The sequence below is a fragment of the Syntrophotaleaceae bacterium genome (assembly GCA_041390365.1).
Classification (GTDB): Bacteria; Desulfobacterota; Desulfuromonadia; order Desulfuromonadales; family Syntrophotaleaceae; genus JAWKQB01.
The window spans coordinates 21,031-46,041 of sequence record JAWKQB010000005.1; the positions used below are offsets into that span (position 1 = coordinate 21,031).

General features: G+C 59.8%; 19 protein-coding genes, 1 pseudogene and 2 riboswitches. Of the genes and pseudogenes, 3 read left to right on the plus strand and 17 right to left on the minus strand.

The features are described from left to right. Positions 1–13: 13 nt before the first annotated feature. Positions 14–89, plus strand: a riboswitch (cyclic di-GMP riboswitch). Positions 90–212: 123 nt separating this feature from the next. After that, the gene (locus tag R2940_18170) at positions 213–875 is read left to right on the plus strand and encodes a hypothetical protein (GenBank protein MEZ4601721.1); all 663 of its coding nucleotides are present in this window, start codon (positions 213–215) and stop codon (positions 873–875) included. Between the two features lie 186 nt (positions 876–1,061). On the opposite strand, the pseudogene R2940_18175 reads toward R2940_18170, so the two are convergent. Next, a pseudogene (locus R2940_18175) lies at positions 1,062–1,199 on the minus strand (ISNCY family transposase). A gap of 114 nt (positions 1,200–1,313) precedes the next feature. Here R2940_18175 and R2940_18180 point away from each other — a divergent pair. Beyond that, the gene (locus tag R2940_18180; GenBank protein MEZ4601722.1) at positions 1,314–2,660 is read left to right on the plus strand and encodes a S8 family serine peptidase; all 1,347 of its coding nucleotides are present in this window, start codon (positions 1,314–1,316) and stop codon (positions 2,658–2,660) included. A gap of 145 nt (positions 2,661–2,805) precedes the next feature. Continuing rightward, the gene (locus R2940_18185) at positions 2,806–3,423 is read left to right on the plus strand and encodes a VPLPA-CTERM sorting domain-containing protein (GenBank protein MEZ4601723.1); all 618 of its coding nucleotides are present in this window, start codon (positions 2,806–2,808) and stop codon (positions 3,421–3,423) included. Between the two features lie 202 nt (positions 3,424–3,625). Here the strand turns inward: R2940_18185 and R2940_18190 are convergent, their stop codons facing one another. From R2940_18190 to R2940_18265, 16 genes are all read right to left on the minus strand, one after another. Further along, entirely contained in the window at positions 3,626–3,898 is a 273-nt protein-coding gene (locus R2940_18190; GenBank protein MEZ4601724.1) for a hypothetical protein, read from the minus strand. Between the two features lie 251 nt (positions 3,899–4,149). Continuing rightward, a complete protein-coding gene (locus tag R2940_18195) occupies positions 4,150–4,872 on the minus strand; it encodes a hypothetical protein (GenBank protein ID MEZ4601725.1) in 723 nt (240 codons plus the stop codon). 142 nt (positions 4,873–5,014) lie between these two features. After that, entirely contained in the window at positions 5,015–6,331 is a 1,317-nt protein-coding gene (locus tag R2940_18200; protein MEZ4601726.1) for a substrate-binding domain-containing protein, read from the minus strand. Between the two features lie 34 nt (positions 6,332–6,365). Further along, positions 6,366–7,085, minus strand: a complete 720-nt coding sequence (locus R2940_18205) for a PEP-CTERM sorting domain-containing protein (GenBank protein ID MEZ4601727.1) — start codon at positions 7,083–7,085, stop codon at positions 6,366–6,368. A 51-nt stretch (positions 7,086–7,136) separates the two neighbouring features. Continuing rightward, positions 7,137–7,227, minus strand: a riboswitch (cyclic di-GMP riboswitch). Between the two features lie 325 nt (positions 7,228–7,552). Further along, a complete protein-coding gene (locus R2940_18210; protein MEZ4601728.1) occupies positions 7,553–7,810 on the minus strand; it encodes a hypothetical protein in 258 nt (85 codons plus the stop codon). A gap of 36 nt (positions 7,811–7,846) precedes the next feature. Continuing rightward, positions 7,847–8,677 carry a hypothetical protein gene (locus R2940_18215; GenBank protein ID MEZ4601729.1) on the minus strand — a complete coding sequence of 277 codons (831 nt, stop codon included), beginning with the start codon at positions 8,675–8,677 and terminating at the stop codon, positions 7,847–7,849. Between the two features lie 149 nt (positions 8,678–8,826). Beyond that, positions 8,827–10,386, minus strand: a complete 1,560-nt coding sequence (locus R2940_18220; GenBank protein MEZ4601730.1) for a Wzz/FepE/Etk N-terminal domain-containing protein — start codon at positions 10,384–10,386, stop codon at positions 8,827–8,829. Between the two features lie 215 nt (positions 10,387–10,601). Then, complete coding sequence (locus R2940_18225; protein ID MEZ4601731.1) at positions 10,602–11,846, minus strand: outer membrane beta-barrel protein; 1,245 nt, start codon at positions 11,844–11,846, stop codon at positions 10,602–10,604. Between the two features lie 13 nt (positions 11,847–11,859). Continuing rightward, positions 11,860–13,389, minus strand: coding sequence for a polysaccharide biosynthesis/export family protein (locus tag R2940_18230; protein MEZ4601732.1), 1,530 nt, complete (start codon positions 13,387–13,389; stop codon positions 11,860–11,862). A gap of 67 nt (positions 13,390–13,456) precedes the next feature. Then, positions 13,457–15,859 (minus strand): tetratricopeptide repeat protein, encoded by a 2,403-nt coding sequence (locus tag R2940_18235; protein MEZ4601733.1) that lies wholly within the window; start codon positions 15,857–15,859, stop codon positions 13,457–13,459. A gap of 90 nt (positions 15,860–15,949) precedes the next feature. After that, on the minus strand, positions 15,950–17,596 hold the full coding sequence (locus R2940_18240) for an MraY family glycosyltransferase (protein ID MEZ4601734.1): 1,647 nt from the start codon (positions 17,594–17,596) through the stop codon (positions 15,950–15,952). 131 nt (positions 17,597–17,727) lie between these two features. Next, positions 17,728–19,269 carry a VPLPA-CTERM-specific exosortase XrtD gene (gene xrtD / locus R2940_18245; GenBank protein ID MEZ4601735.1) on the minus strand — a complete coding sequence of 514 codons (1,542 nt, stop codon included), beginning with the start codon at positions 19,267–19,269 and terminating at the stop codon, positions 17,728–17,730. A gap of 178 nt (positions 19,270–19,447) precedes the next feature. Next, positions 19,448–20,575, minus strand: coding sequence for a UDP-N-acetylglucosamine 2-epimerase (non-hydrolyzing) (gene wecB / locus R2940_18250; GenBank protein ID MEZ4601736.1), 1,128 nt, complete (start codon positions 20,573–20,575; stop codon positions 19,448–19,450). Between the two features lie 209 nt (positions 20,576–20,784). Next, positions 20,785–22,413, minus strand: a complete 1,629-nt coding sequence (locus R2940_18255; protein ID MEZ4601737.1) for an alginate lyase family protein — start codon at positions 22,411–22,413, stop codon at positions 20,785–20,787. A 15-nt stretch (positions 22,414–22,428) separates the two neighbouring features. Next, positions 22,429–23,205: a WecB/TagA/CpsF family glycosyltransferase gene (locus tag R2940_18260; GenBank protein MEZ4601738.1), complete on the minus strand. Its 777-nt coding sequence runs from the start codon at positions 23,203–23,205 to the stop codon at positions 22,429–22,431. Next, positions 23,193–25,010, minus strand: coding sequence for an alginate lyase family protein (locus R2940_18265; GenBank protein MEZ4601739.1), 1,818 nt, complete (start codon positions 25,008–25,010; stop codon positions 23,193–23,195). Before R2940_18265 ends, R2940_18260 begins: the two co-directional genes overlap by 13 nt. Between the last annotated feature and the right edge of the window lies 1 nt (position 25,011).

Here is a 25,011-nt window from a genome sequence, read left to right on the forward strand (position 1 = left end):
GCCCACATTCAGCCGAAGCAAAAGCCAAACCACGTGTGAACGTGGGACGGAAAGCCGCGGGTCTCAACAGAGACAGCCGAGCCGCCAGATGAACGTTAAGTTCACATTTGGCGGCTTTTAGCGTTTCGAAAGGAGGGTATGTAGTCGACGAGTAGAGAACCGGCAAGGATGGGACCTAAACAAAATCTCAAAAGGACGTTAGGAGGAGTACAGTGAAAAGAATACTGATTTCGGCACTCACGATCATCTGCCTTGCTGCGCCATGGGTTGGTACGGCCCGTGCCGCTATTGCTCTGGAAGAGACCTTTCTGGGCAGTTCTCAGGACAATCTGTATTTCGATGTGTATGAAGGCTGGTCTGCCTTTTTTAATTTCAACCTTGCCGCTGTGGGTGACCAGGCGGTTTTGCGTGACAGTTCAGGAGCAGTTAGGCAGGGGCCTTATAACCCCACCCAGGACGTAAGCAGTTTCGATCCGAGCATGCAGACGGTTTCCTCCGCCACTCTCAGATTCAACATTTCCAGCAGGGATATCTGGAAGGAGACGGCGGTCTTTCGAAGCGGAATCTACGACGGAAATGAACTTCTGCTCGAGGAAACTTTTCGTCTTGGCTCCCTTTTTTCCGGCCGCCAATATGCCGAGGTTGCCATAGACATACCCAACCAGTTGTCCTATCTGCAGGACGGGAAGTTCCTGACTCTCGTTATCGCTCCAGAAGATTGCTGGTGTTTTATAAACAACGATTTCCGTATAGATCAGGCCAGCCTGGAAGCAGTGGTGAACCAGGCAGCGGTCGTGCCCATTCCTGGAGCCCTTTTGTTTCTGGGTTCCGGGTTGCTCGGCTTGGCTGGCGCCCGGCGAACGATACGGAGCTGACTTTTCACGAAAAATTCTACTTAATGTCCGTCCGGAAATCCTCAGGCGCAACCACTCCGGCGGTAAGACAATAGCCAAATCCGCAAGGTTTCAAACTTTGTGAGTCTCACAATGTCCCCGATTTACTTCAAAGCCGCAGCATGAGGACTGTCGGGGACAAGTTTTACAGTCGTTTTCATCGGCGCCGAAACGCCGCTGATGGCGCTCCAGCATTTCACGATATTGATCACTGTCGGAGGGATGGCCGCGCGCAATCAAGCAGTCCAGAATCAGATTGGAGCCACCGCCGGTGAAAAAGACCTTGTGGACATAATCGGTTTTGCGGCCGTCTCCGTCAGGCTCTTGGTACTGTCCTGGAGGAACGACTTGCGGGGATAAACGCCCACCTCAAGGCGAACAAAAGAACGGAAGGCGACGGAATCTTCCAAGTAACTGGCCATGAAAACAACCACAAAAGTCCTCATTCTTTGTCTGCTCAGCGCGGCACTCAGCTTTTTCCCGGGCAATTCTCCAGCCGCACCAGCGGCCCGGATAATCGAAGGGCAATACCTGATCCTGCTCGATGCGCCGGTCAGCTACGGGCTGGCCAAGGAGCAGAAGGCCGGCATCTTCCAGGACCGCCAGAACCGGCTCCTGCAGGAATTGAAGCTGCCGGAATCTAAGGTTCTGCGCCGCTACAGCCACCTGCCGATGCTGGCCTTGCAACTTCCCGAAACCGCCGATCTCGACCGGGTAAGAAAAAATGCCAGGGTCCGGGCCATTTACCCCAACCGGGTGCTCTACCATCAATTGACGGAAAGCCTCCCCCTCATCCGGCAATCGCTGCCGGCCGAACTCGGCTACGGCGGGCAGGGAACAACCATCGCCATCATCGATACCGGTCTTGATTACACCAGACCGGAATTCGGCAGCTGCACAGCGCCCGGAACGCCGGCCGAATGCCGGGTGGCGGCAGCCCTGGACATAGCCACGAATGACGGTACCCTGGATGATATCGGGCACGGGACCCATGTCGGATCGATAGCGGCCGCCGTCGCCCCGAATGCGGACCTGGTAGCCCTGGACGTCTTCAGCGACGGGACTTCCAGTGACGCCCTGCTGATCAGCGCCATCAACTGGTCCATTGCTCACCAGGAAGACTACAATATCGTCGCCCTCAATCTCAGCCTGGGCGATGGCGTAAACCACACCTCGCCCTGCAGCAGCCAGGGCACCAATCCGTATATCACGCCCGTGGCCAATGCCAGGGCCGCGGGAATCGTGGTGGTGGCGGCGGCCGGCAACCAGGGCTACGACGACGGCCTCAACAGCCCGGCCTGCACGCCGGACATCGTTTCCGTCGGAGCCGTTTACGATGCCGCGGGGGGCGGCATCGCCTACAGCGCTTGTACCGACAGCAGCAGGGCGGCCGACCAGATCGCCTGCTTCTCCAACAGTGCGGATTTCCTCACCATGCTCGCCCCCGGCGCTTTGATCACAGCCGCCGGCAGCACAAAAGCAGGAACCTCCCAGGCAGCGCCCCATGTGGCCGGAGCCGCCGCCGTCCTCCGATCGGCCTATCCGCTCGAAAGCGTCAGCGCCATCATCGACCGGCTGACCACGGCGGACACCATGATCACCGATCCCCGCAACGGCGTATCCTTACCCCGCCTCGACGAACAGCTCGCCCTGGGTGTCGAACCCGAAGCCGTCCCGGCCGGAGGCCTGCTGGCCATTTCGTTTACGGCAATCGGGATGATTCTTCTCGCGAAAAATACTTCCCATCAAAAACCAAATCCTGATTAACAGGGATAGACAGGATGGTCAGAGGATAAATACTTCTAGCAGTTACCAGCCACCAGCAACTGATAAAAAATAATCTTTTCCTAACATTGATATGGCATGATGCCCTTCCTGTTATTTCCCGATTCCATTCGACAAGGAGGCTATCATGCAACGACTGCTGCTGTCCCTGCTGACCGGTTGTATTCTGTCTGCCTTTCCGGCCTTATCCCACGCTTACCTGGTTCCCCTCAGCACATCGAGCCTGTACGGCACCCTTCCCGAAGAAATGGCCTTTGCCAGGGCGGAAGTTTCCTCTGCCGTCAACGGCGTGGTCACTGTCACGGTTTCGTCCAATCCACTGTTTCAGGGGTGGGGTGCGGTGTTCGATGAGATCTACCTCAACCTCAACCCCGCCGGGGATTTTGAAAACCTCCGGATTGAAATCGATCCTTCCATGGGCGGCGACTGGCAGCTGATCGAAAACGCCCAGACCGGAGTTTTCGGCAGCTTCAGCCATCTGCTGAGCGGCACCGGGCTGGGAAACCGGATCGGCCAGGAACTGATCTGCCGCCTCATGGATACCAACCTGCAGGTTGACGATCTGCTCTGGAACAACGAGAACGGCTGGAGTCTCGCCGTCGGTGTGCAGAACCCGCAGATCCGGACCAGCGACCTGCTGGCCGCTTCTGTTCCAGTAGCAACGCCGCTCCCGTCGGCATTGCTGATGTTGGCGTCGGGGATTGGAGGAATAGGGGTATTCCGCCGGAGATCGGAAAGGAAATAACAGAGGAAATATCTGACTCGTCATGCCCGAGTGACTCAATCGGGCATCCGAATGACTTTTCGGTGATCAGTAAGAATAAATTCGAAAGCCTTTTATTGAACGCAGATAACTGCGGATAAAAGCGGATATAACCCTTATCGGTTTGGTCTTATCTGCGTAAATCCGTCTTTATCTGTGTTCGATGGTAAAAGACTTCAGGGTTTCATCCCAGGTTCTGGTTTGACTGATTCATCAGGGGCGGGTGCTGGGCGGAAGCGCCTTTGCCGACCAGATACTCTTCGATGACGTATCTTTCCGCTTCTTCATCTTCGAGACCGGCAAAAACCAGCTGTCCGACCTCCATCTCCATCTGTCGTTGGAAATCCAGCAGGTGATCTTCGAGGCACTGCCGATTGTTCAGATCCGACAGCAGTTGGGGCTGAAAAGCTTTAAGGTACTGAAGGCGCAAAAGGCCGTAGCGATTGATTTGTTCCATGATGTCACTTCCGGATTAAGCCCGGGTCTGTCCAGGCCGAATAGTCTCGATCAGATCGAGCTTGATTATTTCTACCAGAATAATCCGGAAATGTAAGAGCCGTGTTTCTTCCAGGTGAGAATATTGCTCGGTGGTTCAGAGCCGGAAAGCCGTAAGTCGTAATGCGTGATGCGTAATGGGTAAAGGTTTGAGGCACATCACCTGACACCTGACACCTGACACCTGACACCTGACACCTGACTCCTCACTCCTCACTCCTCACTCCTCACCGATTTATCAGCTTTCTTCCGCAACCTCAACCTCCAGCAAACCGCCAACCCCGATCCCAGCAGCCAGACAGCGCCCGGAACGGGGGTCGGATTGGCCGTGTTCGGATTCTCTTCACCCCACCCTGCATCCGCCCAACCGTATCCAGGCGGTTTCGGCTGATCATCGCCACCTGGGCCGGGATTCTGGCCGATGTCGTCTCCCGAACCGTCATTCCCGCCAGGGTTGGGAATGATAATTATTGGTGGAAACTGTCCACCTTCCCCGTCCGTATCCGAACCCCGCCCCCCGGTATCGGGCCAGATGATCACGGGGTTAAGATCAGGCCAATCCCCGTGCCGAACATTCTCCGGCCAGGTCGAAGGCACATTCAGCGCGAGTTCCTGACCACGCCCTTCTCTCTCTTCGAGCCCGCTGACCATCCGCCGGGATCGATGATTCTCTCCGGCAGTTTTGCCGCCGACAGAGGGAGCAGGATAAAGCCGGGCACGGCTTCCGTCGGGACGCGGAGCGGGATGATATCCCTGCAGGGCATCGTAAACCTTCCATTCGCGGCGGTCCCTCTGCACGCCCTTGTCCAGGCCTTTCCCGCCGGCACCGGCTTTTCCGGAAAGGGGAAAAGAGGGCAGAACAAAACCGACGGCAAGACCCGCCGCGGCAAAAACGCCCGCCAGGGCCAGTACCAGTACAGCCCGGTTATGTTTCATCGAAAACGCCATAGCCACCCCTTCAGCAGGAAAGGCCCGAACCGTGGAACGGTTCAGGCCGAACGGGATTTCAGGTGGGAGAGGGCCTCCGAAGAGGCCCTCTCATCAGCAAACTGCAGATTCAGGCAAAGCCAAACCCTGATCAGGGAGTTTGGGGATCAGCAGCACCCTGGTATTTGGGGTATTTGAAGTCGCTGGACTTCATCCAGGTCATTTCGTCCTGGGCCGCCCAGAACTTGGCCTTGGTGGAAGGGATGTTGGCCGGTACCGAGGCGAAGTCGACCAGATCGGTAATTACATTGTGGATCGCGGTGGGTTCCCCGGGAGCTTCGTACATCCACTGAGCGCTCCACCAGTCATAGAGACCGTTGCGGATGTTCGCGCGGGTCGGGGTGAAACCGTTGTATTTGGGCTGGTAGACATTGGGATAGGAGGAGCTGCCTTCCAGCTGGTCGGCGTCGGCATAGCCGATGGCGTAGGTGGTGCTGTAGTTGCCGTTGATGCACGCCATCATGTCTGAAGAACCGTCATTGAACCAGGCGATCGGATCGGCAGCGCTTTCAGCGGAGATCAGAGATGCCCCCCATTTACTGTTCATAACAGCAAGGTCAAGAGTCGCATGGGTGCCGGATCCAGCATGACGCAGGCAGACGGTGATCGGCTCGGCGGGGAAGCCGGCACCGAAATCGGACCAGTACCAGGCGTTGCCGGAGAAGATCTGCACCAGCATCTCCCGGGAGATATTGTCCAGTTCCTTGGCGGTGCAGGTGGAACCGGGGCAATCCACGGCCGAGGCGCACATTTCGCCGGCGTTGGTGCCGCCGTCGCAGGTGTTCATGGTGACGTCTTTGCTGAGGAAAGGCGCAAAGGGAACGATCACAGGGTTGTAAGTGATCAAGCCGCTGCCGTCGACGGGGTAAGTAACAAAGTTGCGATCGGCCATGGCAGTGCTGCCGGTGTTGGGACCTCTGAGCTTACCCGAGCTGATCTGAATGAAAGCTTCTGCGGCAACATCCGAAGCGCCAAGGGTGATGTCGCGACAGTCCAGAGCAAGAGTGCCATTGGGGTTGAATTCAGGCTGATCAACATTGTAGGTCGCCACCTGACGCTCGTTGGGGGCGGTGCAGCCGGTGTTGGCCTCGCTGGGATGGACCTGGCTGTTTGCGGCCATAATGCCGTCATAGGACGCTTTGGAGGTGTAGCTGATAACGACGGTGTCATCGCCATAAGAGCTGCAGTTGGTGCCGACGGCAATGCCGTGCTTGCTGTCATACTGTGTCGGCGTCTTGGCGATGGTGCAACCCTTGCTGGTCAGGAAATTGTCGGCGGCGTCGTTCCAGAACAGGTATTGCGCGGAAGCTCCATAAAGGTTTATTTCACGGGTGGCTGCGCCGGCGGTACCGATGGCACCGGCCACCATAAGAGCAGCGGCTGAGGTAGCTACGAGTTTCTTTAGCATGGCTTTCTCCTTGTATTGAAAGGTGAATGGGTCATTAAGCCGTTTTGCGGCGAACACCGACCAGACCGAGCAGGCCCGAACCGAACAGCAGCAGGGAGGCAGGCACCGGTACAGCGGAGGGGTTGACGGTCGTTACCATGACGCCGTTGACCAGTGCGGTGCGCAGGGTGGCTACGGCAACACCTGCGGCTGCGGCATTGGGGGTGGCAAAGGAATAGAGAGTCTGGTCGACATAGCCGGCGGTGGCCAGGTCGGCCAAGTTGGCGATGGCATTACCCCTGGTATAGAAATCGGCCAGAAGACCATCGGTACCAAACCTGTAGGCAAAAGACAACACACTACCTTGGGAAGCTGTTGCGGAGTCGGTGCCCAGGGTAGAGTAGTAGCTCACCACGGTATTCAGATTGGTATTCAGCGAACTGCCATTACGGCTGCCAGTCATCGGCACCACATCGGTCTCACCACTGAAATAGTGAGTAGTATTGGCACCACCCCCATACACCAGGTAGGCAACGTTGAGATTGGAATAGTCTGCACCTGCAAAACTGCTGAGGCTGACGGAGCTGCCGACGGTGTTGTTGTTGGTACCCAGCAGATCGGCTACAGAACCAAGTGAGGTGGCCATTTCAACGTCACCGTTGTCCTGATAGATGACGCGAATCAACTGGCCGGAGGCAAAATCGGCCAGCGCACTGCCCGCCGTGAAGACCAGAGCCATGGCGGCAATGGCGATAAGGGAAAGAAACTTTTTCATTGTTTTATCTCCTGATAAATAAACTGTCCTCGAATCGTGTCCGATTGTTCCCCAGACAACCCGGCCGTCCGCTCCTGCCAGGCAGTGAGCGCACCCGAAGGCTTTCCGTCCCCACCTCGCGATGGGTTTGGCTTTTTACTGAGGACGGCCGACCACCGTGGCCGGCCGGTCATAAAATGACCAGTTCATTGGGGCCGCTCGCGGCCAAATAACCCGCCCATCACCTCCTCTCTGCGTGGCTTTCGGCTGCGGGCTTTCTGCGGTCCGTCTATTGCCCCTCTGGGCAGGACCCGCCTGGGGCTGAGTCCGAATTCAGGCCGCAAAAAAGCCCGGAAAGAAGCCGAGTAGATTGCGCCACTCGTTTTCTCGCCGGGCCTGGAAAGATCCCGCCTGGGCGGGTTTTCTCGGTAACCGATCCGTATTAGTCTGTGTTGGTAAATCCGGTTTTCCGGACCGGGAAAGGAGAACTATTTCCCCGATTTTCCCAGCCGTTTTTTAACCAGATTTTCCCTTTCCTTTTCGATGTAGCTGGTACTGAAACCGCCCTGGCTGACATTGAAGGTCAGCCTGATTTCGCCGGTGAACCGGCGTTGAGCCGCATCGACCAGACGCTCTTCGATTTCGATAAGAAGGCTTTTCAGGTCCATGGATATATCGGCAACGCCGCCCTCTAACGAAACCTGTTCCGCCGTATTCTTTTTACGCTTCATAATGTACTCGGCCATTGTTTCATCTTTGTTTGGAAAAGATGTTAATTTTGTTTACCGGTATTTTTTCCTGAGTGGCTTCTTTTGCCCCTTGTCCTCACAGTTGAGAACCAGGCCCAGGATCTTCTCCCGGGGCAGCAGTTCGACGGCCTTGCGGATATCGGCCTGCGCGGTGCTTCCGGCCCGGACGGTGAGCAGAATGTGATCCACCAGGGGAGCGAAGGCCAGAGCGTCGGCGCCGTCCAGCACCGCGGGCACATCGAAAAAGACATAGCGATCGGGATAGCGGTTCTTCATTTCGGCCACCAGGTCCTGCATCAGGGGCGAGCCGAGCAGTTCGGTGCTCTCCTCCATGGTGCGCCCGCCGGAGATGACGGTGAGCTTTTCGATGCCGGGCCAGATCATCAGCTCGGACACCGGGCAGTCGTAGAGCAGGTAGTCGACCAGCCCCTTGTCGCTGCGGATGCCGAGCACTTCCCGCACCTGCTGTTTGCGCAGGTCGCAGTCGACCAGCAGGGCGGTTTTCTTGAAGTCGCGGGCGAAGGTCAGGGCCAGGTTGACGGCGGTCAGGGTCTTCCCCTCGCCGGCCACCGGACTGGTGATCATGATGGTGTTGCCGCCGCTCTTCTGGGTCAACTGCAGGATCTGGGTGCGCAGCACCCGGTAGTAGTCGACCTCCGGCAACTCGCTGCGCAGCGCCACGCAGCGATTCTCCATGACCAGTTCCTCGTCAAGGGTCATCTGCCGGGAGCGGTTGTAATTGGGGGACATCCACCCCGATTTCTTCGACCGTTCATCCTGCTGCACACCCTCTCCAACAGAAAAAGCAAACGGTCCTGCATCCTGATCCGTCAGGCTTTCAGCAGTTCCCGGCATTTCCGACATTGTTTTCTCCTTGTGAAACCAGTAGCTGGTTGCTGGTTGCTGGACAACCCAACAAATCAAAAAATTGCAGTTGCTATATTGGCTATATGAGCCCTGCCTTTGAACCGCTTTTCAACCAGCCACCAGCAACTAGCAACTAGCAACTGCCGTTAAACATCCATCCTCCGGCTGAGCTTGGCCCAGAAGATATCGAGGTCCATGATGAAGAAGTGGAAGATCATCACGCCGCCGACCAGCAGCACCAGTACACCGAGCTGCATCATGCGGCGGCGGCGCTGCATGCGGGCCTGCTGCGAGGCGGTGACGATTTCGGGGATGCCTGCCAGCACCGGCAGGCGCAGCTTGCGGGACAGTTCCTCGGTGGAGCGGACCGAATTGTCGCCGTATTCAAGCAGGGCCACCAGGCCGGCCCCGGCGCCGACCCCGAGGATCAGGCCGATCAGGGCGATGGCAGGGCGGTTGGGGCTCACCGGCTTTTCCGGCAGGCTGGCGGCTTCGATCAGGGTGAAGCGCTCGCCCATCTGATCCCGCTCAAGCCCTTGAGCCAGGCGGGCCTCCATGAACTTGTTGGATAGCTCGTCGAACTTGGCCTGGATGTTGTTCCGCTCGGCGACCAGCACCTTGTAGACTTCCTCCACCTTGGGGGCTCCCTCGATCCGCCCACGGTATTCCTCCCGTTTTTTGTAGAAACCGTCAACCTGGGACTTGACCGATTCGATCTCCGACTGGGTACTGGCCAATTGGGCGGACAAGGTGATGTAGGCCTGGTTGTCCGGCTTGTCGCCGGTTTCTCCGCCGGTGATTTTCAGTCGGCCTTCGATCTCGGCAATTTCGGCGCGCAGTTTCGCCACGTCGGGATAGGCTTCGCTCACCCGGCTCAGCAGGTTGGTGAGCTGCAGCCGCAGTTCGGCCAGCCGCTGGCGGTCCTGGTCGCGGGCATCGGCCGGTATGCTGGCCAACTGGGTCTGCAGGTAGCTCTCCCGCTCCCGCAGCATCCCCAGCTGGCTCTGCAGCTGATCGATGTCCCGTTCCGTGCGGTCGAGGGACTGGAGATTGAAATTGACAAGTTCCGGGAGATTGTCGAGATGCTTCTGCTTGAAAGCGGCGATCTTCTTGTCGCTCTCCTCGAGCTGGGTCTTCAGGTCCTGCATTTCGTCTTCGAGGAACTTGGAGGCGCCCTGGGTCTGCTGCTGGCGGACCTTGAGGTTCTCCTCGAGATAGAGGGAGGTCAGGACGTTGGCGATCTGCTGGGCGGTGCCGGGACTGCCCGACCGATAGGACAGCCGGAAGGCAATGGTCGCCGCGGTGGCCCGCCCCGAGCGCGGATCGATTACGTCGGAGCTGATGGTCTCGAAGCGGATATCCTTGCGCATCCGGTCCACCGTCTCCTCGCTGGTCCACTTCTGTCGCTTGTCGGCATAGAGGCCGTAGCGGTTGATGATCTCGAGCAGTCGGGTGGCGCTCATGATCCGCTGGGTGATGGTTTGCAGGCGCTGCTCGGCGAAGCCGGTCACCGTGGTCAGCACGTAGTCCCGGGGGATCTCCTGCTCCTCGATGAGGATGGTGGAGTTCGACTGGAACACCGGCGGCAGCAGAAAGGCGACCAGCAGGGCCAGGACGGTCAGAGACCCGGCGGGGATGATGAAAGTCCAGATGCGGCGCTTGGCGATACGCCAGATATCCTGGAGCGAGATGTTCTCCTGTTGCATTCTAATCCCTCTCTTTAAAACCCCTGCAAGTGTGAGGAGCGAGGAGTAAGGTGTAAGGGGTAACTGCAAAAACCGAAATATTGTCTTTCAAAAGTTACTGTTCCGCAAAATGTCATTCCCGAGGCGATTTTGATCGGGAATCCAGCCGTTAATCCTTGAAATCATGGATGCCCGATGGTGCCACTCGAGCATGACGGAATAAATTTGCGAATTCATCAGAATTCCACCGGAAAGCGATACGTCAATCTGAGGAAAACCAGATTTCGGGTCTGTTCGGTATCCTCTTCCCGGTCATCGAGCCGGGTGTAATCGTAGCTCAGTTCTGCAGATAGATCCGGGGTCCACTGGTACTTCAGTCCGGGGGACAGCCGCAGGGTCTGCTCGTCGATCCCCTCGCCGCCGAACTCCCCCTCGTCGGCCTCGTTGATATAGTAGCCGCCGCTGAAGGTCATGGAGAACTGTTCGCTGAGCCGATGGCTGCCGTTGAGCACCAGAGAGGTGACCTCCGTGGATCCGGTCCGGCCCGAAGCCAGGCGAACCTCCCGCTGCAGGGCGAGACCGGCCTGGCTGAACTCCCCCTTCCAGTTGACGGAGGCGGAGGCGACCCAGCCCAGATCATCGGATTCCTCGTCCCTTTTTTCAAACACTCCGACAAAAACACCCGGGACCACCTCGGTGAAACCAACCAGCACAGACTCCTCGAAGCGGGAGCGGGTATAACGTCCGCCCGCCATCACTTGCCAGGTCAGGCGTTCAGAGCCGGAATAGGACAGGCCCGTCGACAGCACGAGGTTGTCGATGCGCGAGCCGGTGAATTCACTGTGGCTGTACCCGAGGCTCAACCGGTTCTGCATCCGCTCGGTCAGTGCGTAGGACCAGCCGATGCTTGCGGTATGGCTGTCGCTGTCGGCCTCCTCGTCCTCCTCGTACTCGGTCCGGATGAAACCCCAGCCCAAGTCGAGCCGCGAACGTTCGGTGAGGGCGTATTCCACTCCCAGACCGGCCTGCTCCCGATCTCTGCGGGTTTGGGCCGTCGTCAGGCCGATCTCTTCCAGGTCGCGGTCGGTACGGAAATCCCGCAGATAGCCGCCTGCCAGGTTGAGGGCCAACCGCGGCCCGAACCGCCACTGGAGGGTTCCCCGGTACTGCTGATCGATGGAATCGAGCTGCTCCTGATCGAGGTACTTCCTCAGGCCCAGACGGGCCGTGGCATCCAGCTGCAGCCGTTCGGTTTTGCGCACAAGGTCCAGTCCGGGATAGACCGTGGTGATCCAGTGGCGCTCCTCGTCCGAATCCTCGAAAAACAGGTTGTCGTTGTACTCCTGCCGCAAGGTCAGCGAGGGCACCAGTTTGAGCTGGGCGGCCATTGCGGGAACGGCCGCGACGAGGAGGATCGTCATCACCAGGAGCGCCCGACGGCAGCAGCGCCCGATTTTAGAGATAAGCCTGCAACTGCTCATGATCGACCGCCGGTCAGGGAACGACGATGACGTCGCCGCGCTGCAGGCGGATGTTCTGATCGAGATTGTCGCCCCGCATCACCTTCTTGTAATCGAAGTCGAAGGTCCGGGTTTTTCCGTTGCCGAGCTCGCGCATGATGCGGATGTCGTCCTTGTCGGCGAAGGGATTGAGACCGCCGGCCATGGCGAGAGCCTGCAGGACATTGATGTTGCTGGTGATCAGGAAACGGCCGGGGCTGTTGACCTTGCCGATGATATAGATCTGCATGCTGTTGGCCTGCTTGACGTCAAGAGAGATCACCGGGTCGGGGACATAGGGCGAGAGCCGGCTCTCCAGATCCGTCTTCAGTTCGTGGAGACGCTGTCCCGCGGCCTTCACCTCCCCTACCAGAGGGAGAGAGATCATCCCGTCCGGGGAGATCACCACGGTCCGGCTCAGGGCTTCGTCCTTCCACACCGACACGTCCACCACATCCCCCGGCCCGAGCAGGTAGTCGCCGGGTGCGGCATTTTCGGCCGAAGGCGAGGGCGCCGGCACGAAGGCTTCGGATGCAGAAGGGGCAGACGGCTGAAAAACCGTTTCCTTCAGGACCGCAGGCTTGACGATCGCCTGCTCCAGAGCGGCACGCTCGGCCCCGGCCCGCTCAAGGATCAGCGACTCTTCCCGCTCCCGGGCGGCCTGAACCCGCAGCCTGTCCAGATCAGCCTGTTCCCGTGCAGCCGCCTCACCCGCCATCCGGTCGGCTTCGGCCTTTTTGGCCGCCGCGGCTTCGGCTCGTTCACGGGCGGCCATTTCCCGCAGACGCTCCAGCTCCGCCTGTTCACGGGCGGCCTGCTCCCGGGCCCGCCTTTCGGCTTCGGCCTTTTGCGCCTCCAGAGCTTCGGCCCGTTCGCGGGCGGCCGCGGCGCGCAGCCGCTCCAGCTCCTGCCGTTCCCTGACCTGCTGCTCCAGGGCATGAGCGGCCCGTTCGGCCTCTTCCTGTTTGGCCTTCAGGGCTTCGGCCTGCTCCCGGGCCGCCATGGCGCGCAATTTCTCCAGGTCCGCCTGTTCCGCTTCCGCTTCGTTCCGAACGGTTGCGGCGGCATAGGTGGTCGGTTCCTCACGGACGGCGGGCGCCGGTTGCGAAGGCGCAGTCTCCGCCCCCGCGCCCATGGCGGCCCGTCGCGCCTCCTCGAGACGGCGCACGGCCTCCTGGGTCTGCTGCCGGGCGGCCTCGGACTTCTGCCGGGCCTCCTTCAGCTTGGGGGAGTCCTGCTCTTTTCCGGCCTGCTCCAGAGCCAGCCGCTCCGCTTCGGCCTGCTGCGCCGCACGCCGCGCCTTTTCCAGGCGGCGCATGGCATCGAGAGCTTCCCGCTTGGTCGCGGCAGCCCTCTCCTCGACAGACTGAACCTCTTTCTTCCGGGATTTGCCCTGATCGGGAACAGGAGCATAGTTGCCGTCATGGGGATCGTTCCACAAAGACCAGGCCCCGACCGGCACCGGCACCATCCAAACCCCCGTCAACACCGCCGCTAGCAGGATGAGACCAAGGAAAATTCGCATAACAAACTCCTGAATTCAGTTGCTAGTCGCTAGTTGCTGGTTGCTAGTAGTTGCCAGCCCCTGACCCCTAGCCGCTAACCGCCGCCTTTAACGCCTTCTCCGCCTCTTCCCGGCCAATGAAGGGTTCGTTGCCAGCCAGGGATTTTTCCAGATATTTCTTCGCTTCCTCCTTGTTGCCCATATCGAGGGCAATCATCCCCAGGTGGAAGTTGATGACCGGATTTTCGGGGGAAGCGGCCAGCGCCTGCCGCAACCACTGCTGGGCTTCTGCATGATTGCCGCGCCGGTAGTGGACCCAGCCCAGGGTATCCAGGACGGAAGGATCTTCGGGAGCGAAACTGCGGGCCTGCAGCACCAGCTTGAGCGCTTTGTCCAGCTCCTCCTGGCCGGTCGGGCCCTCGGCCAGCAGAAAGGCCAGGTCATTGGCCCCCCGCCAGAAATCCGGCTGGACCTCGAGAGCCTTTTCGAGCAGGGATATGGCACCGGAACGATCTCCCCGCCGCTGTTTCAGATAGCTGAGCGCCTGGTAGGCTCCGACGTTGCGGGGCGTTTTTTCAAGAGCCCGCTGCAGAACGGCTTCGGCCTGTTCCATCTCCCCTTCACGCAGAAAAGATTCGGCGAGATGTTTGTAGGGGGCCGGCCAATCGGGCTGCAGGGCGATCGCCTTCTCAAATTCCTCCCGAGCCTCAGCGGGGCGCCTCTGCACGAGAAGCAGTTCCCCCTGCAGATTGTGATCAAAGGGGTTTGCCCCCCGGCGGTCGAGCCGTTTTGCAACGAAATCAACGGCTTCCTGCACCCGGCCCTGGCTGAGACTGAGCTGCATGTAGGCGGCCGCCAGCAGATCGTTGTCAGGCAGTTTCCGCACTCCTTTTTCCAGTTCGGCCAGGGCTTTGCCCGGCTCCTTCCGGCTCTGGTGCCAGGCACTCAGGCGGAGATAGCCCACGGGCAGTTCGGGCGCGTTTTCGATCAGCCGCGCATAAATCTCCCCCGCTTCAGCCGAACGCCCTTCGAAAGCGTAAAGATCGGCGGCCTGGGTGAGCACTTCCAGGTCTTCGGGATGTTTTTTCAGCCAGTCCTGGAGAAGGGTGCGGGCGGCGGCCAGCTGCCCCTGCCTCATCTGCAAGCGACTCAGAGCCATCAGCAGCGGCCGGGATTCCGGGAAAAGGTCGAGGCCCTGCTGCAGGATGTCGGCGGCCAGATTGAGTTCCCGGTTCATGAGATGGGCATCCGCGAGACGGATCCGTGCCTCGGCAAAATCGGGACGCTCTCCGACCACAGTGCGGAAAGAGGTTACAGCCTCGGCCGCATCCCCTTTCATCAGCTGCAGGCTGCCGAGAATATAGAGAGCGTCCACATTTTTGGCGCTGCTCTTGAGAACTTTGGAGGCAGTCTGCTCGGCCTGATCGAAATTTCCCTGCTGAAAATGAAGCCCCGCCAGGGCGGTCATCAGCTCGAGGGCTTCGGGGCTTTCGTCGTCCTTGATCCCCGAAAGCCCTTCCTGCAGCAGGGTTCTGGATTTCTCGACGTCCCCTTCGGACTTGAGGATCAGTTCTGCCAACGCCAGCCGCACCTTGCTCAAACGGGGGTGCCCGCGGAGGCCGTCCTCCAGCAGCGTGCGGGCCTTATTGACATCGCCGCCAGCCAGGTGGAGCTCGGCGACCTGGAGCCAGGCCTGGTCCTTTTCGCCAGCCGAATCCAGGTAGTCCCGCAGCACCTCATCGGCCTCCTTCACCTGCCCGGCCTGGACATGAAGACGGGCCAGCAGGAGAGCCAGTTCGGGCTTCTCCGGATGATCCTTGCTGGCCTGGCGCAGCAGTTCGGCGGCCTTCTGAAAACTTCCGCGCAGCTGATAGTACTCGGCCAGCTTAAGCTGGAGCGGCAGGTTGGCGGGGTTGACTTCCAGTCCCTTTTCGATCAGCGCCTGGGCCTCGTCCACCCTGCCCTGCTCGCGAGAGACAACGGCCAGCAGCAGGAAGAGATCCGGCTGCTTCTCCCCTTCCTCCAGCATTTTTTTCAGGAACGGATCAACCTGCTCCCAGTTTTTCTGGGCAACCCAGACCGCTGCTTTCAGAAGCTTCGCCTCCGGATGCTGCGGTACGGCCTTCAGGACCGCCTCGGCCTCGTCCATGGCTTTTTCCGGCAGCTGGGCGCCGAGGTAGATCTTGCCGATCTGCAGGTGAGCGCCGGAGTGTTGAGGATCGAGTTCGACCGTCTTCTGGAACCGGCCAAGAGCTCCCTTGAAATTCCCCTGCGCCAGCTCAGTCATACCGAGCATGTGGTGGGCGTCGACGTATTTGGGGTCGATCTGCAGCGCGTTCTTGAATTCCAGACCGGCTTTGACATACTCCCCTTCATCGTACAGGGATTGCCCTTTGGAGAAGAACCGGGCTTTTTTCTCTTCAGGACCGCTGCAGCCGACAATGATCGATCCGATGATCATGCACAGGGCAGCCAGAAAAATGAGTTTCATGTTGTCCGCCTTTCAAAGGGAAGTCGATCATTCCATAAAACCGGAGAGCAGATACTGTGGACTCATTGTAAAAATCTTGTTAGGCCTGATTTAGAATACCGTTTGCAGCAATCCACCGGCCCCGGCCAGCAGAAAAAGAGCTGAAACAAGCTGCAGTTTCCTGAAACGGTGGCGCAATTCCACCAGCAGCACCTCGAAGCTGAAAAACAGCACCAGGATTTCCGCCGCGACGATCAGCAGCCGCATCCTTTCCTGGATCGTACCCGCAAAGAGAGGGGCCGCAAGAACGATGAGAAGAATCAGCAGGTCGAGGGGCGTGCTGCGATAGCCGGAGCGCCGGGTCAGCTTGATGACCATGGTCGCCACCAGACCGAGGACCAGGAACCCACCGTCGGCCAGGTGCAGCAGAAAAACGGGCACGGGCAAATCCTTGCCGTTAAACTGTCCGAAATAGACCAGAAAGGGCACGACCAGGAAAAAGGCACCCCGCAGCATCCAACCCCGCCAGTCCTCGGGCATGGCCAGGCCGGCCAGGAGCATTCCTCCGGTTCCTGCAAGAAACCAGGGGAACCAGGAGGGAGTGCCGACAGGCAGCAGCAAAACAAGACGCAGCCCGATCAGGGCCAGGAGTAACTTCAGGCCCGTGAATGCCCAGCGGATCGGCAGATCGGAACCGCGGATGCCCGCCCAGGTTGACAGCAGGGGCTTTGCCAGGCGGTGAAGGGGAGAATCACTTTTCGCTTCGTGAACCGGGCTTTTCAGCAGCAGCATCGCCATGCCGGAAAATCCGGCGCATCCGGCCAGTAAACCTCCCTCGGGCCCAAAACGGAACAGGCAGGCTCCGACTGTCAGTAAAGCGTGCAGAACATAGATAAGGGCCACCGCTTCCGAATGGTAGAGTCCCCGGGCGAGAAGTTTATGGTGAAAATGATTGCGGTCGGCGCTGAAGGGCGGCAGCCCCCGTCTGACCCGCTCGACCATGACCCGCAAAGTATCGAAGACCGGAAAGGCGAGCAGCATCAGCGGGAAGAAGGGACTGTAGGGGGCCTGCTGGCTCATTTCCAGGGACAGGACGATGGCCAGAAACCCGAGCAGCTGACTGCCCGCGTCCCCCATGAAGATCGAGGCCGGATGGGTATTGAAGCGCAGGAAGCCGAAAATCGCCCCGCACACGCTGGCCGCCACCAGGGCCACCTCCCATCTTCCCGATTCGAAACCGAGCCAGGTCAGGGCCGCGAAGGTCAACAGTGAGATCCCTCCCGCCAGCCCGTCAAGCCCGTCCGCCAGGTTGATGGCATTGGTGACGCCGACGATTGCCGTCAGGGTCAGCGGGATCGATAAGAAGGGAGGCAGCAGGAATCCTTCGGGAAGCAACCCATCAAGGGAGCGAATCTGAACCCCGCCCCAGAAAATCACGATCAGGGCGGCCAACACCTGGACACCGAACTTGGTGGCTGAATTCAGCTCCCGCAGATCGTCCAGAAAACCGAAGGCCGCGATCAGGCCGGAGGCTGTCACCAACGGCAGGAGCAGGGAGGTATTCGGCATCCAGAGCAGAACCGGAATCATGACCCCGAAAGCCATGGCCACCCCGCCGATCCGGGGGATCGGCCGCTTGTGCACCTTGCGCTCATTGGGCAAGTCCACCGCACCCCAGCGGATCGCAAAGGTCCGCAATAGCGGCACCAACGCCAGGGTGATGAACAGCGACATCAGCAGTGCGGCGAAATAGGACATTATAAAACCAGGGGCTAGTGGCTGGTGGCTGGTGGCTGGTGACTGGCGAAAATTAAAAGCAAACGAATAAAGGACTTCGACCTTTTATCTTGAACCTGATACCTGAAACCTGGCTCCTGAAACCTGAATCTTTACCCTTCTTTTCCCGGCAGATACTGATCGAGCAGTTGCACGACCGTCCGGGTCATCTCCTGCAGGCGGCGGTCGGCCAGTTCAACCGTTTCCTCTTTGCTGACCGGGGTTATCAGGCGCACCAGGGAGCCGTCGGTGCGCTGGTAGATCAGGGCATCCCAGAAGTTGAACAGCTTCATTTCCGCCATGCCGGTGAGAATCCGGCCGCGCTGGGGAAACCAGTAATAGGTCAGCTGCCTGTAATCCCCCTTCTCGATGATGGCCCGCTTGATCCGAATCTGCCGGCCCTCCTCAGGGTTGATGGTCACGGTGGTCAGACCGGCGTCGTTGAAGACCCATCCGTCTCCCGGGAGGCAGGAGGAGGGAGAATGGATCGACTCCCCCTTGCGCTGGGTTTCGTAGTAGGCGATGTAGAGATTAATGACCGAACCGCGCGGGTCCCGGTAGTCGATCAGCAGGTAGTCGGAAAAATCGAGGGCATCGATATACTTCTGCTCAAGGGATTGAGGAATGCCCTGCCACTCTCCGATCCTGAGCGGGAATCCGGCCAGGGGCTGCTTGACCGGGGTCTTCTCCCGGAAATCGATCCCCTGGGCGGCGGCGACCGTGACCAGCATGAGCAGCAAACCGATCACCGCGGCGGGCAGCGGCAGAGCGCGTCCCGGGACTTCCCCCACAGCTGTCGCCGCTTCCCGGGCTGGGTTTGGGCCCAGCCGATCGGGAAATATTCGCTTGAGCAGCATCATCTCGGGGACAAGTACGCCGAGCACGAACATGAAGGTGAACCAGCCGGCGAAATCATGGAAAAAACCTTCGGCAACGGCCGGCCCCCAGAACTGGAACAGGAAACCGGTGGCGGCAATGCGCAGACCGTTGGTCAGAACCACCAGGGGGACGGTGGACAGCACAAGCACGGCTTTCTTCCACCAGGCGCCGCGAAACATGTAGGCCAGGATCAGGCCGAGAATGATGATCGGGAACAGGTAGCGCAGGCCGCTGCAGGCATCGACCACCTGCAGCCGGGTGAAGCCGAGGTCGATGACGTTCCCCTCCCGGTAGGCGGTCATCCCCATCAGCTGCATCATGATCACGCCCATCTTCGAGGAGATCAGCTTGAGCTGCAGGGACAGGTTGGAGGCGACCAGATTGGGCGGCGGGAACATCGCCAGGCTCAACAGCAGGGGAAACCGGATGGTTTTCAGCTTCGCTCCGCCCAGATGCAGCCAGAGCAGCCCGACCGCCACCAGCCAGAGGGAAAGAAACAGCGTGAAGTATTCCCCGCCCAGTTCCCCGAGCCAGAACAGCCCAAGCCCCGGGAACACCACCAGAAGCCCCCACCAGGAAACCGTTGCCGGCACCCGGTTAAACTCGTCCCGCCTGTCCCAGATCAGGTAGGCGACAACCAGGGGAACCAGGTAACAGTAGTTGAAATCGGGGCTGTCCCATTGAGAAAGCAGATATGGGAAGGTGTGCCGGTACAGAAGAGCAAATAAAATGCCGTAGCCCCCCACCAGGGCCAGGACCCTCCAGTTCTTCAACATAATGCAATTCCTCGTGTTTCTGAATAAAATCACCCCCTGTTTCCGGATCGGAAACGAGGAATTTTTCGTCGTAGCAAGGAAATCTAGGGCTTGCGCGGAGGCGTACATCGGTACGCCGCACAAGCAAGGCCGCGGATTGACGCCGCAACGGCGGAAAAGAACCGTTTCCGGCCGGAAACTACCCCGCCATAGCTGGGCGCACCGAGAACAGTTCCGCCAGCAGATAATTCCAGATTCTCTCCGACGCCCGGCCATCCCAGTTGGGTGGCCGGCAGCCGTTCTTTCCTCTGCCGGATTTCAGGGCCTGGCGGTAGGTCTCCACTATTTTTTTTGGATCGGTCCCGGCCAGGATATTGGTGCCCTGTTCCACCGTGATCGGCCGCTCGGTATTTGATCGAATCGTCACGCAGGGGACGCCGAGAGCGGTTGTCTCTTCCTGCAGCCCGCCGCTGTCGGTCAAAACCACGGAGGCGTCCTTCCACAAAAACAGAGCTTCGCGGAAACCGAGCGGGGGCAGGAGCTTGATCTCCTCGGCCAGCACCAGACCGAACTGCTCCATTTTTTTTCGGGTGCGAGGGTGAACGGGAAACAGAATCGCGCGTTCCTCGGCGATCCGGTTCAGAGCGGAAACGATGCCGGCAAAAACACCAGGATCGTCGACATTGGCGGGGCGATGCAGGGTCAGGAAGGCATAGCCGGGATTCTCTTCCTTAAGCTTGTGCGTGGAAAAGGTTCTCGGAGCGACCCCGACCAGTTTTTCATTCTGCTGAAACAAGTTGTCGACCATCACGTGGCCGGAAAAGAGGATTTTCTGGGGGTCCTTGCCCTCCCGCCGCAGGTTCTCCAAGGCTCCGGGCTCCGTCACGAAAAAATAATCGCTGATCGAATCGGTGACCAGGCGATTGATCTCCTCGGGCATGGTCCGGTCGCAGCTCCTCAACCCCGCCTCCACATGGGCAACGGGGATATCGAGTTTCTTGGCGACGATGCTGCAGGCCAGGGTGGAATTGACGTCGCCGACCACCATGACCAGTGCCGGTTTCACCGCCTGGCAGACCTCCTCGAAGGCGACCATGATTCGGGCCGTCTGTCCCGCATGGGAACCGGAGCCGGCATGGAGAAAATAGTGCGGCGCCGGCAGGTCGAGATCCTCGAAAAAAGCCTGCGACATATCGTAGTCGTAATGCTGCCCGGTATGCACGATCCGGCAGTAAATCTCCGGATGCTTTCTGGCCGCATGATAAAGAGGGGCGATTTTCATGAAATTGGGTCGCGCCCCGGCCACCAGCAGTACAGTCTGTTCCATGCCTGCGTCTCCTATGGTTTGCCATGTCAACAGGCTGACATCATCGGACAGTAATGTTTATCCATGGTTAATCGATTATTAATATGTTGTTAGTGAAAGCGGAGTGAGGAGTGAGGAGTGAGGGGTCAGGGTCAGGGTCAGGGTCAGGAACCTGATGCCAGTAGCCAGTAGCCAGTAGCCAATAGCCAGTAGCCGGCAACCAGCCTTCATCACAAGGCCCGAATAATCCACCGCTGTCTGAGGGGAAAGGCGGCTTTCCTTCGGCTTACGATGACGGGGCAGGGTCTTTTGACGCCGAGTTCGGGGCAATACCAGTCCCGCTCAAGGGCGATTTCACTGTCTTCGGGGCAGGTGATTTCGGCGAACGGGGCCTCCTGGTCGAAAACGATCACCCGTTTGCCGCTCTCCGGCACCAAACGGAAATCGGGGTGTACGTGCATCCGGCTTTCGACTTGGTGAACATTCCGCCCGGTCAAACTGTCCTCGATGAGGTATTTCCGGCCGTCCCAGGTGAGGCGCCGCCGGTACCCCGGGCGGCCGCGGAAATGACGGAAGCCTTCGTGCCCGCCGCCGAACACCAGCTTGCCCTTGCTGTTCGCCAGCACTACTTTGACCGGTCGAAGGCGGCGATGGGGAGACTGGCCCCAATCGTCGATGGACAGGGTGTTGTGTCCGAGATTGCTTCTGGTGTGCCGGCAGACTTCGTCATCCTGGAAATGGCAGCATCCCGAATCGACGATCAGCCTGCGCCATTTGAGGGTCAGTTCGAAACTGAGGAGGTCGTTGTGGGCATGCTTCGGACGGTCCCCGAGGCCCCCGGGCCCGCCGCGGATAATCACACGGTTGCCGCTGTCCGGAGACATGACATAGTACCCCGAGTCGGGGTAGGCCCAGTAATCACCTGCGGGACAGGGAGCCGCCATCCCGGTCACCCGTCTGAAATAATCCGCCAGATCCTCCCAGATGGGGGCCGCACCGGCGGCGGAGTCATCGAACAGTGCCAATTTCCCGTCGGGGTGGGACATGCCGGCCAGAAAGCGGAGCATGTCCTCGCTCCATGCCTGCATCCGAACCGGCAGTTCGGCCAGTTCAGGCTGCCCCAGGCAGAGGTTGAGGAGGTCCAGGCAATCCTCGAGGACAAGCGCCTGCTGCATCGGGCTTCCGTCCACGGGGCCACCGTCCGGCAGCACCTGCTTCTGCAAGGCGGGAAGAAGGTTCCTCGCCCCTTTCCGCCGCCATCTTTCTGCATCGCTTCCCTGGAAATAGATCCCGGCGAACAGCAGCGCCTTGCCGAATCGGATCCGCTGCACCGCCGTCCGATGGCATTCCAGGGAGCGTTCCAGCCAGGAGGCCTGTTGGCTGAGGCTCTGCAGCCACCCGGGTTTGAGGGAGCCGGCAATACCCGGAGAGAGGAAAAACTTGATCCAATTGACGATCCGCACCGCCGTTGGATAGGGATCCCAGGCGTCCAGCGCACCCGGCAGAATATTGACCACCCAGTCGTTGAGGAGAAAGACCTTGTCCGCGGTGGAACGCCCCGGATCATGCAGGTAATCGAAACTGTGAAGATGGCAGCGCCAGTGGTGGTTCATTTCGGCCGACTTCCAGTCGAACCGGGCCGGCTTGAAACTCTTTGTGACGTTGAAAAAGGTGAAGCGGTTTTTTCCGTTTCCCGTGGCGCAGCGGGTCAGGGGCTGTTTCAGCGCCACCCCCGGGCGAACATGGACTTCGGTCGGCTTGGCGGGCAACCGGGGCTTCGGTCGCAGGCAGCGGACGACCCGGCAGGCAGTCCGGTGGGACGTGGAGCCCAGATAATGGAGCAGATGGGACAACTTCATCTCCTTTTTCCTGATCTATCCCCCGGCTTGCAGAGTTTTCTTGACCTTTTCCAAAAGGACATCCAGCGCAAACAGAGGGAGCACCCTTTGACGGTGAATCCTTTTCGGTTCGGACAGCAGCCGGTAAAGCCACTCCCCGTTCAACCGGCACCAGAAGGCCGGGGCGCGCTTGACGGTGCCGACGATCGTGTCCAGCGTGCCGCCGATCCCCTGCACCACCCTGACGGTGCGGAGGGCCTCCCTGTGACGGGCATACCAGTCCTCCTGACGGGGGGAGCCGAGGGCGATGAACAGGATATCCGCCTGCGAAGCGTTGATCCGCTCCACCAGGGCGGGCATCTCCTGTTCCTTGACATAGCCGTTGCAGCGATCGACGATGTTCAGGCCCGGATAACGCCGGACCAACTCCTCCGCCGCCCCCCGGTTCACTTCCTCCTTGGCGCCGTAAAGGAAGACCTTGTAGCCCTTTTTCGCCGCCAGGGAACAGATCGCGGCCATCAGCTCGACACCGGGGACCCGCTTCAGTCTGGCCTTGTGGAGAAGCCGCGCCGCATACACCACGCCGATGCCATCGGGGATGAGCAGGTCGGCCTGCCTGAAGGTTTCATGCAGGGCCGGATTTTTCGGCACGGAAAAATTCTTCTCCGGATTGACGGCGAAAATGGCGTGAGGCCGATCTCCCCTCTCGACGAATTCTTCCACCCTGGATACGGCCTGGTCCATGTCCACGGGATCGACCCAGACGTTCAGAACCTTCAACCGCTTCCCCCTGTCGCTTTTCAGATGATGCACAGCAGATCCTCCAGCCTTTTGGTTTCAACCATCCCCGTGGTGCAGACGGCCGTGGCAAAGCTGACCTCTTCGGGCAGCCCCGTCCGCTCCATCCGCAGGACCCTGCCGGCCACCTTCACCCCGTAGGCCGGCGAATACCATCCGGCAGGGGGATGCAGTTCCCCGCAGGCAAGTTGAAACTCGCCCAGCACCGGGAACAGATAGACCGTGCCTGCGCCCTTGGTGATTTTCCACCAGGAGCCGTCCCGCTCGACGGCGGCCTCCGGATGAAAATGAAAATTCAGCTCGAATCGATGAGGGCCGCTGCCGGAGAAAGCATCCTGAATGAAGAAGTTGCCTCCGTCGAACTGGCGGATGGTTCTTTCATGACTGACCGGTTTTTTCAGCCTCCGGTACCCGTCGTGAAGGGCGGCGACGTCCCGCCCCTGGCGCCCGACCTGATTTACGGTCACCCGGATCGGAAAGGGCCGGCTCCAGACGAATCCCGTATCCTGCACCGCCTGATCCAGGCCATCCACGGTCACGGTGTTGTGCGCCCGGGTCCCCTTGAAGTAGCGGCGCCATTCGGGGGCTCCGTTGTAGCGGTAGGTCCCGGGATCGACGAGCAGCGGTTCCCCCTTGTGCGCCAGGGTGACCGAGAGGGCGTCGGCATGACCGTGATTGAAGAGGGGCGGCATTCCCAGAGGACCGTGGTCGAAGGTCAGCAGGGCGTCGTTTTCGGTACGGATGATTGTGTAGCCGGAATGCGGAAAAGTCAGATAAGGCCTTTTTTCGAAAATCCTTTCCGGTCTTTGCGGAGCGATCCCCGGAGCCACGGCCCAGCCGTCGTCACTGTCGCCGATGGCGGGCCAGAGCCCCGGACCGTATTGAAAGGCGGCGAGGAATTCCTCACCGGTCAGGAGCCTGTCGTGAAAATCGGCACAGTCGGCGAGCTGGTTCTTCTGCAGAAAATCCACCACCAGCCAGTAAAGATCGAGGACGAAACGGTGGTAATCCAGGGACTGCTCGGCCGGTCCGCCGTCGGGGAGGATCTGATGGTTCAATTCCTGGCGGAGCAGGGCGACCCCCTTCTCCAGCCAGCGGGCACCATCCCCCGAACCCCGGAAAACGGCTCCGGCGAAGACCAGACCGATGCATTCGGCGATGGTGTGGTTGCCGAGGGACGAAAAGAGGGAGAGGCGGTTCTCGGTCAGCCAGGCATGCCGGAAGATCGCCTCGGCGATCCGGTTTTTGTCGCCGGCTTCCAGGGTGTCGAGGATCTTGAGGGCGTAGAAAAAGACCGGAATGCGCAGGCCGCATTCCATGACGGAGATATAGTGGGGCCCGAACAGGAAGGGATTGTTTTCCAGCCACGCCAGCAAGGTCGCCTGGACCATGGCGGCCGCCTCCCGCTTTCTGTCCCCATCCCCGTTCGCGACCTGGAACAGGAGCGCCGCCAGGTTCTGCAGGCGGGCGGGTTCCCAGACGGCGCGGATGTCCGGGCCGGCGCCACCCCTCGGAATGGAGGCGTAAAACATCCTCCGCTCCCCCTGCTCGAACTCCTGCAGGGCGCTTTCCTCTTCATGCAGGCACCAGCGGCTCCCGTGAAGCAGATTCGTTATTTCCTCTGCCGTCAGCGCCGCCTGCACCGCCGGCAACCGGAGTGCATCCAGGGCCGGCCAGTCGACGGCGGGAACGGCAACTAGCCCGCCGCCCTTCTTGGCCGCCCCTTTCAGGCGCAGTGCCAGCGCGGCTTCCCGGGTCCGGTACCAGATCTCGGGGAGGGAGGCGTTTTTGAGGCGGGACAGGTAGTAGCCAATGTTCATG

Excerpts from the sequence above, each read along its gene's own strand:
- R2940_18220 (MEZ4601730.1), bottom strand. The coding sequence starts at position 10,386 with ATGCAACAGGAGAACATCTCGCTCCAGGATATCTGGCGTATCGCCAAG.
- R2940_18190 (MEZ4601724.1), bottom strand. The coding sequence starts at position 3,898 with ATGGAACAAATCAATCGCTACGGCCTTTTGCGCCTTCAGTACCTTAAA.
- R2940_18240 (MEZ4601734.1), bottom strand. The coding sequence starts at position 17,596 with ATGTCCTATTTCGCCGCACTGCTGATGTCGCTGTTCATCACCCTGGCG.
- xrtD (MEZ4601735.1), bottom strand. The coding sequence starts at position 19,269 with ATGTTGAAGAACTGGAGGGTCCTGGCCCTGGTGGGGGGCTACGGCATT.
- R2940_18200 (MEZ4601726.1), bottom strand. The coding sequence starts at position 6,331 with ATGCTAAAGAAACTCGTAGCTACCTCAGCCGCTGCTCTTATGGTGGCC.
- R2940_18235 (MEZ4601733.1), bottom strand. The coding sequence starts at position 15,859 with ATGAAACTCATTTTTCTGGCTGCCCTGTGCATGATCATCGGATCGATC.
- R2940_18185 (MEZ4601723.1), top strand. The coding sequence starts at position 2,806 with ATGCAACGACTGCTGCTGTCCCTGCTGACCGGTTGTATTCTGTCTGCC.
- wecB (MEZ4601736.1), bottom strand. The coding sequence starts at position 20,575 with ATGGAACAGACTGTACTGCTGGTGGCCGGGGCGCGACCCAATTTCATG.
- R2940_18265 (MEZ4601739.1), bottom strand. The coding sequence starts at position 25,010 with ATGAACATTGGCTACTACCTGTCCCGCCTCAAAAACGCCTCCCTCCCC.
- R2940_18205 (MEZ4601727.1), bottom strand. The coding sequence starts at position 7,085 with ATGAAAAAGTTTCTTTCCCTTATCGCCATTGCCGCCATGGCTCTGGTC.
- R2940_18215 (MEZ4601729.1), bottom strand. The coding sequence starts at position 8,677 with ATGTCGGAAATGCCGGGAACTGCTGAAAGCCTGACGGATCAGGATGCA.
- R2940_18255 (MEZ4601737.1), bottom strand. The coding sequence starts at position 22,413 with ATGAAGTTGTCCCATCTGCTCCATTATCTGGGCTCCACGTCCCACCGG.
- R2940_18180 (MEZ4601722.1), top strand. The coding sequence starts at position 1,314 with ATGAAAACAACCACAAAAGTCCTCATTCTTTGTCTGCTCAGCGCGGCA.
- R2940_18225 (MEZ4601731.1), bottom strand. The coding sequence starts at position 11,846 with ATGAGCAGTTGCAGGCTTATCTCTAAAATCGGGCGCTGCTGCCGTCGG.
- R2940_18210 (MEZ4601728.1), bottom strand. The coding sequence starts at position 7,810 with ATGGCCGAGTACATTATGAAGCGTAAAAAGAATACGGCGGAACAGGTT.
- R2940_18230 (MEZ4601732.1), bottom strand. The coding sequence starts at position 13,389 with ATGCGAATTTTCCTTGGTCTCATCCTGCTAGCGGCGGTGTTGACGGGG.
- R2940_18195 (MEZ4601725.1), bottom strand. The coding sequence starts at position 4,872 with ATGAAACATAACCGGGCTGTACTGGTACTGGCCCTGGCGGGCGTTTTT.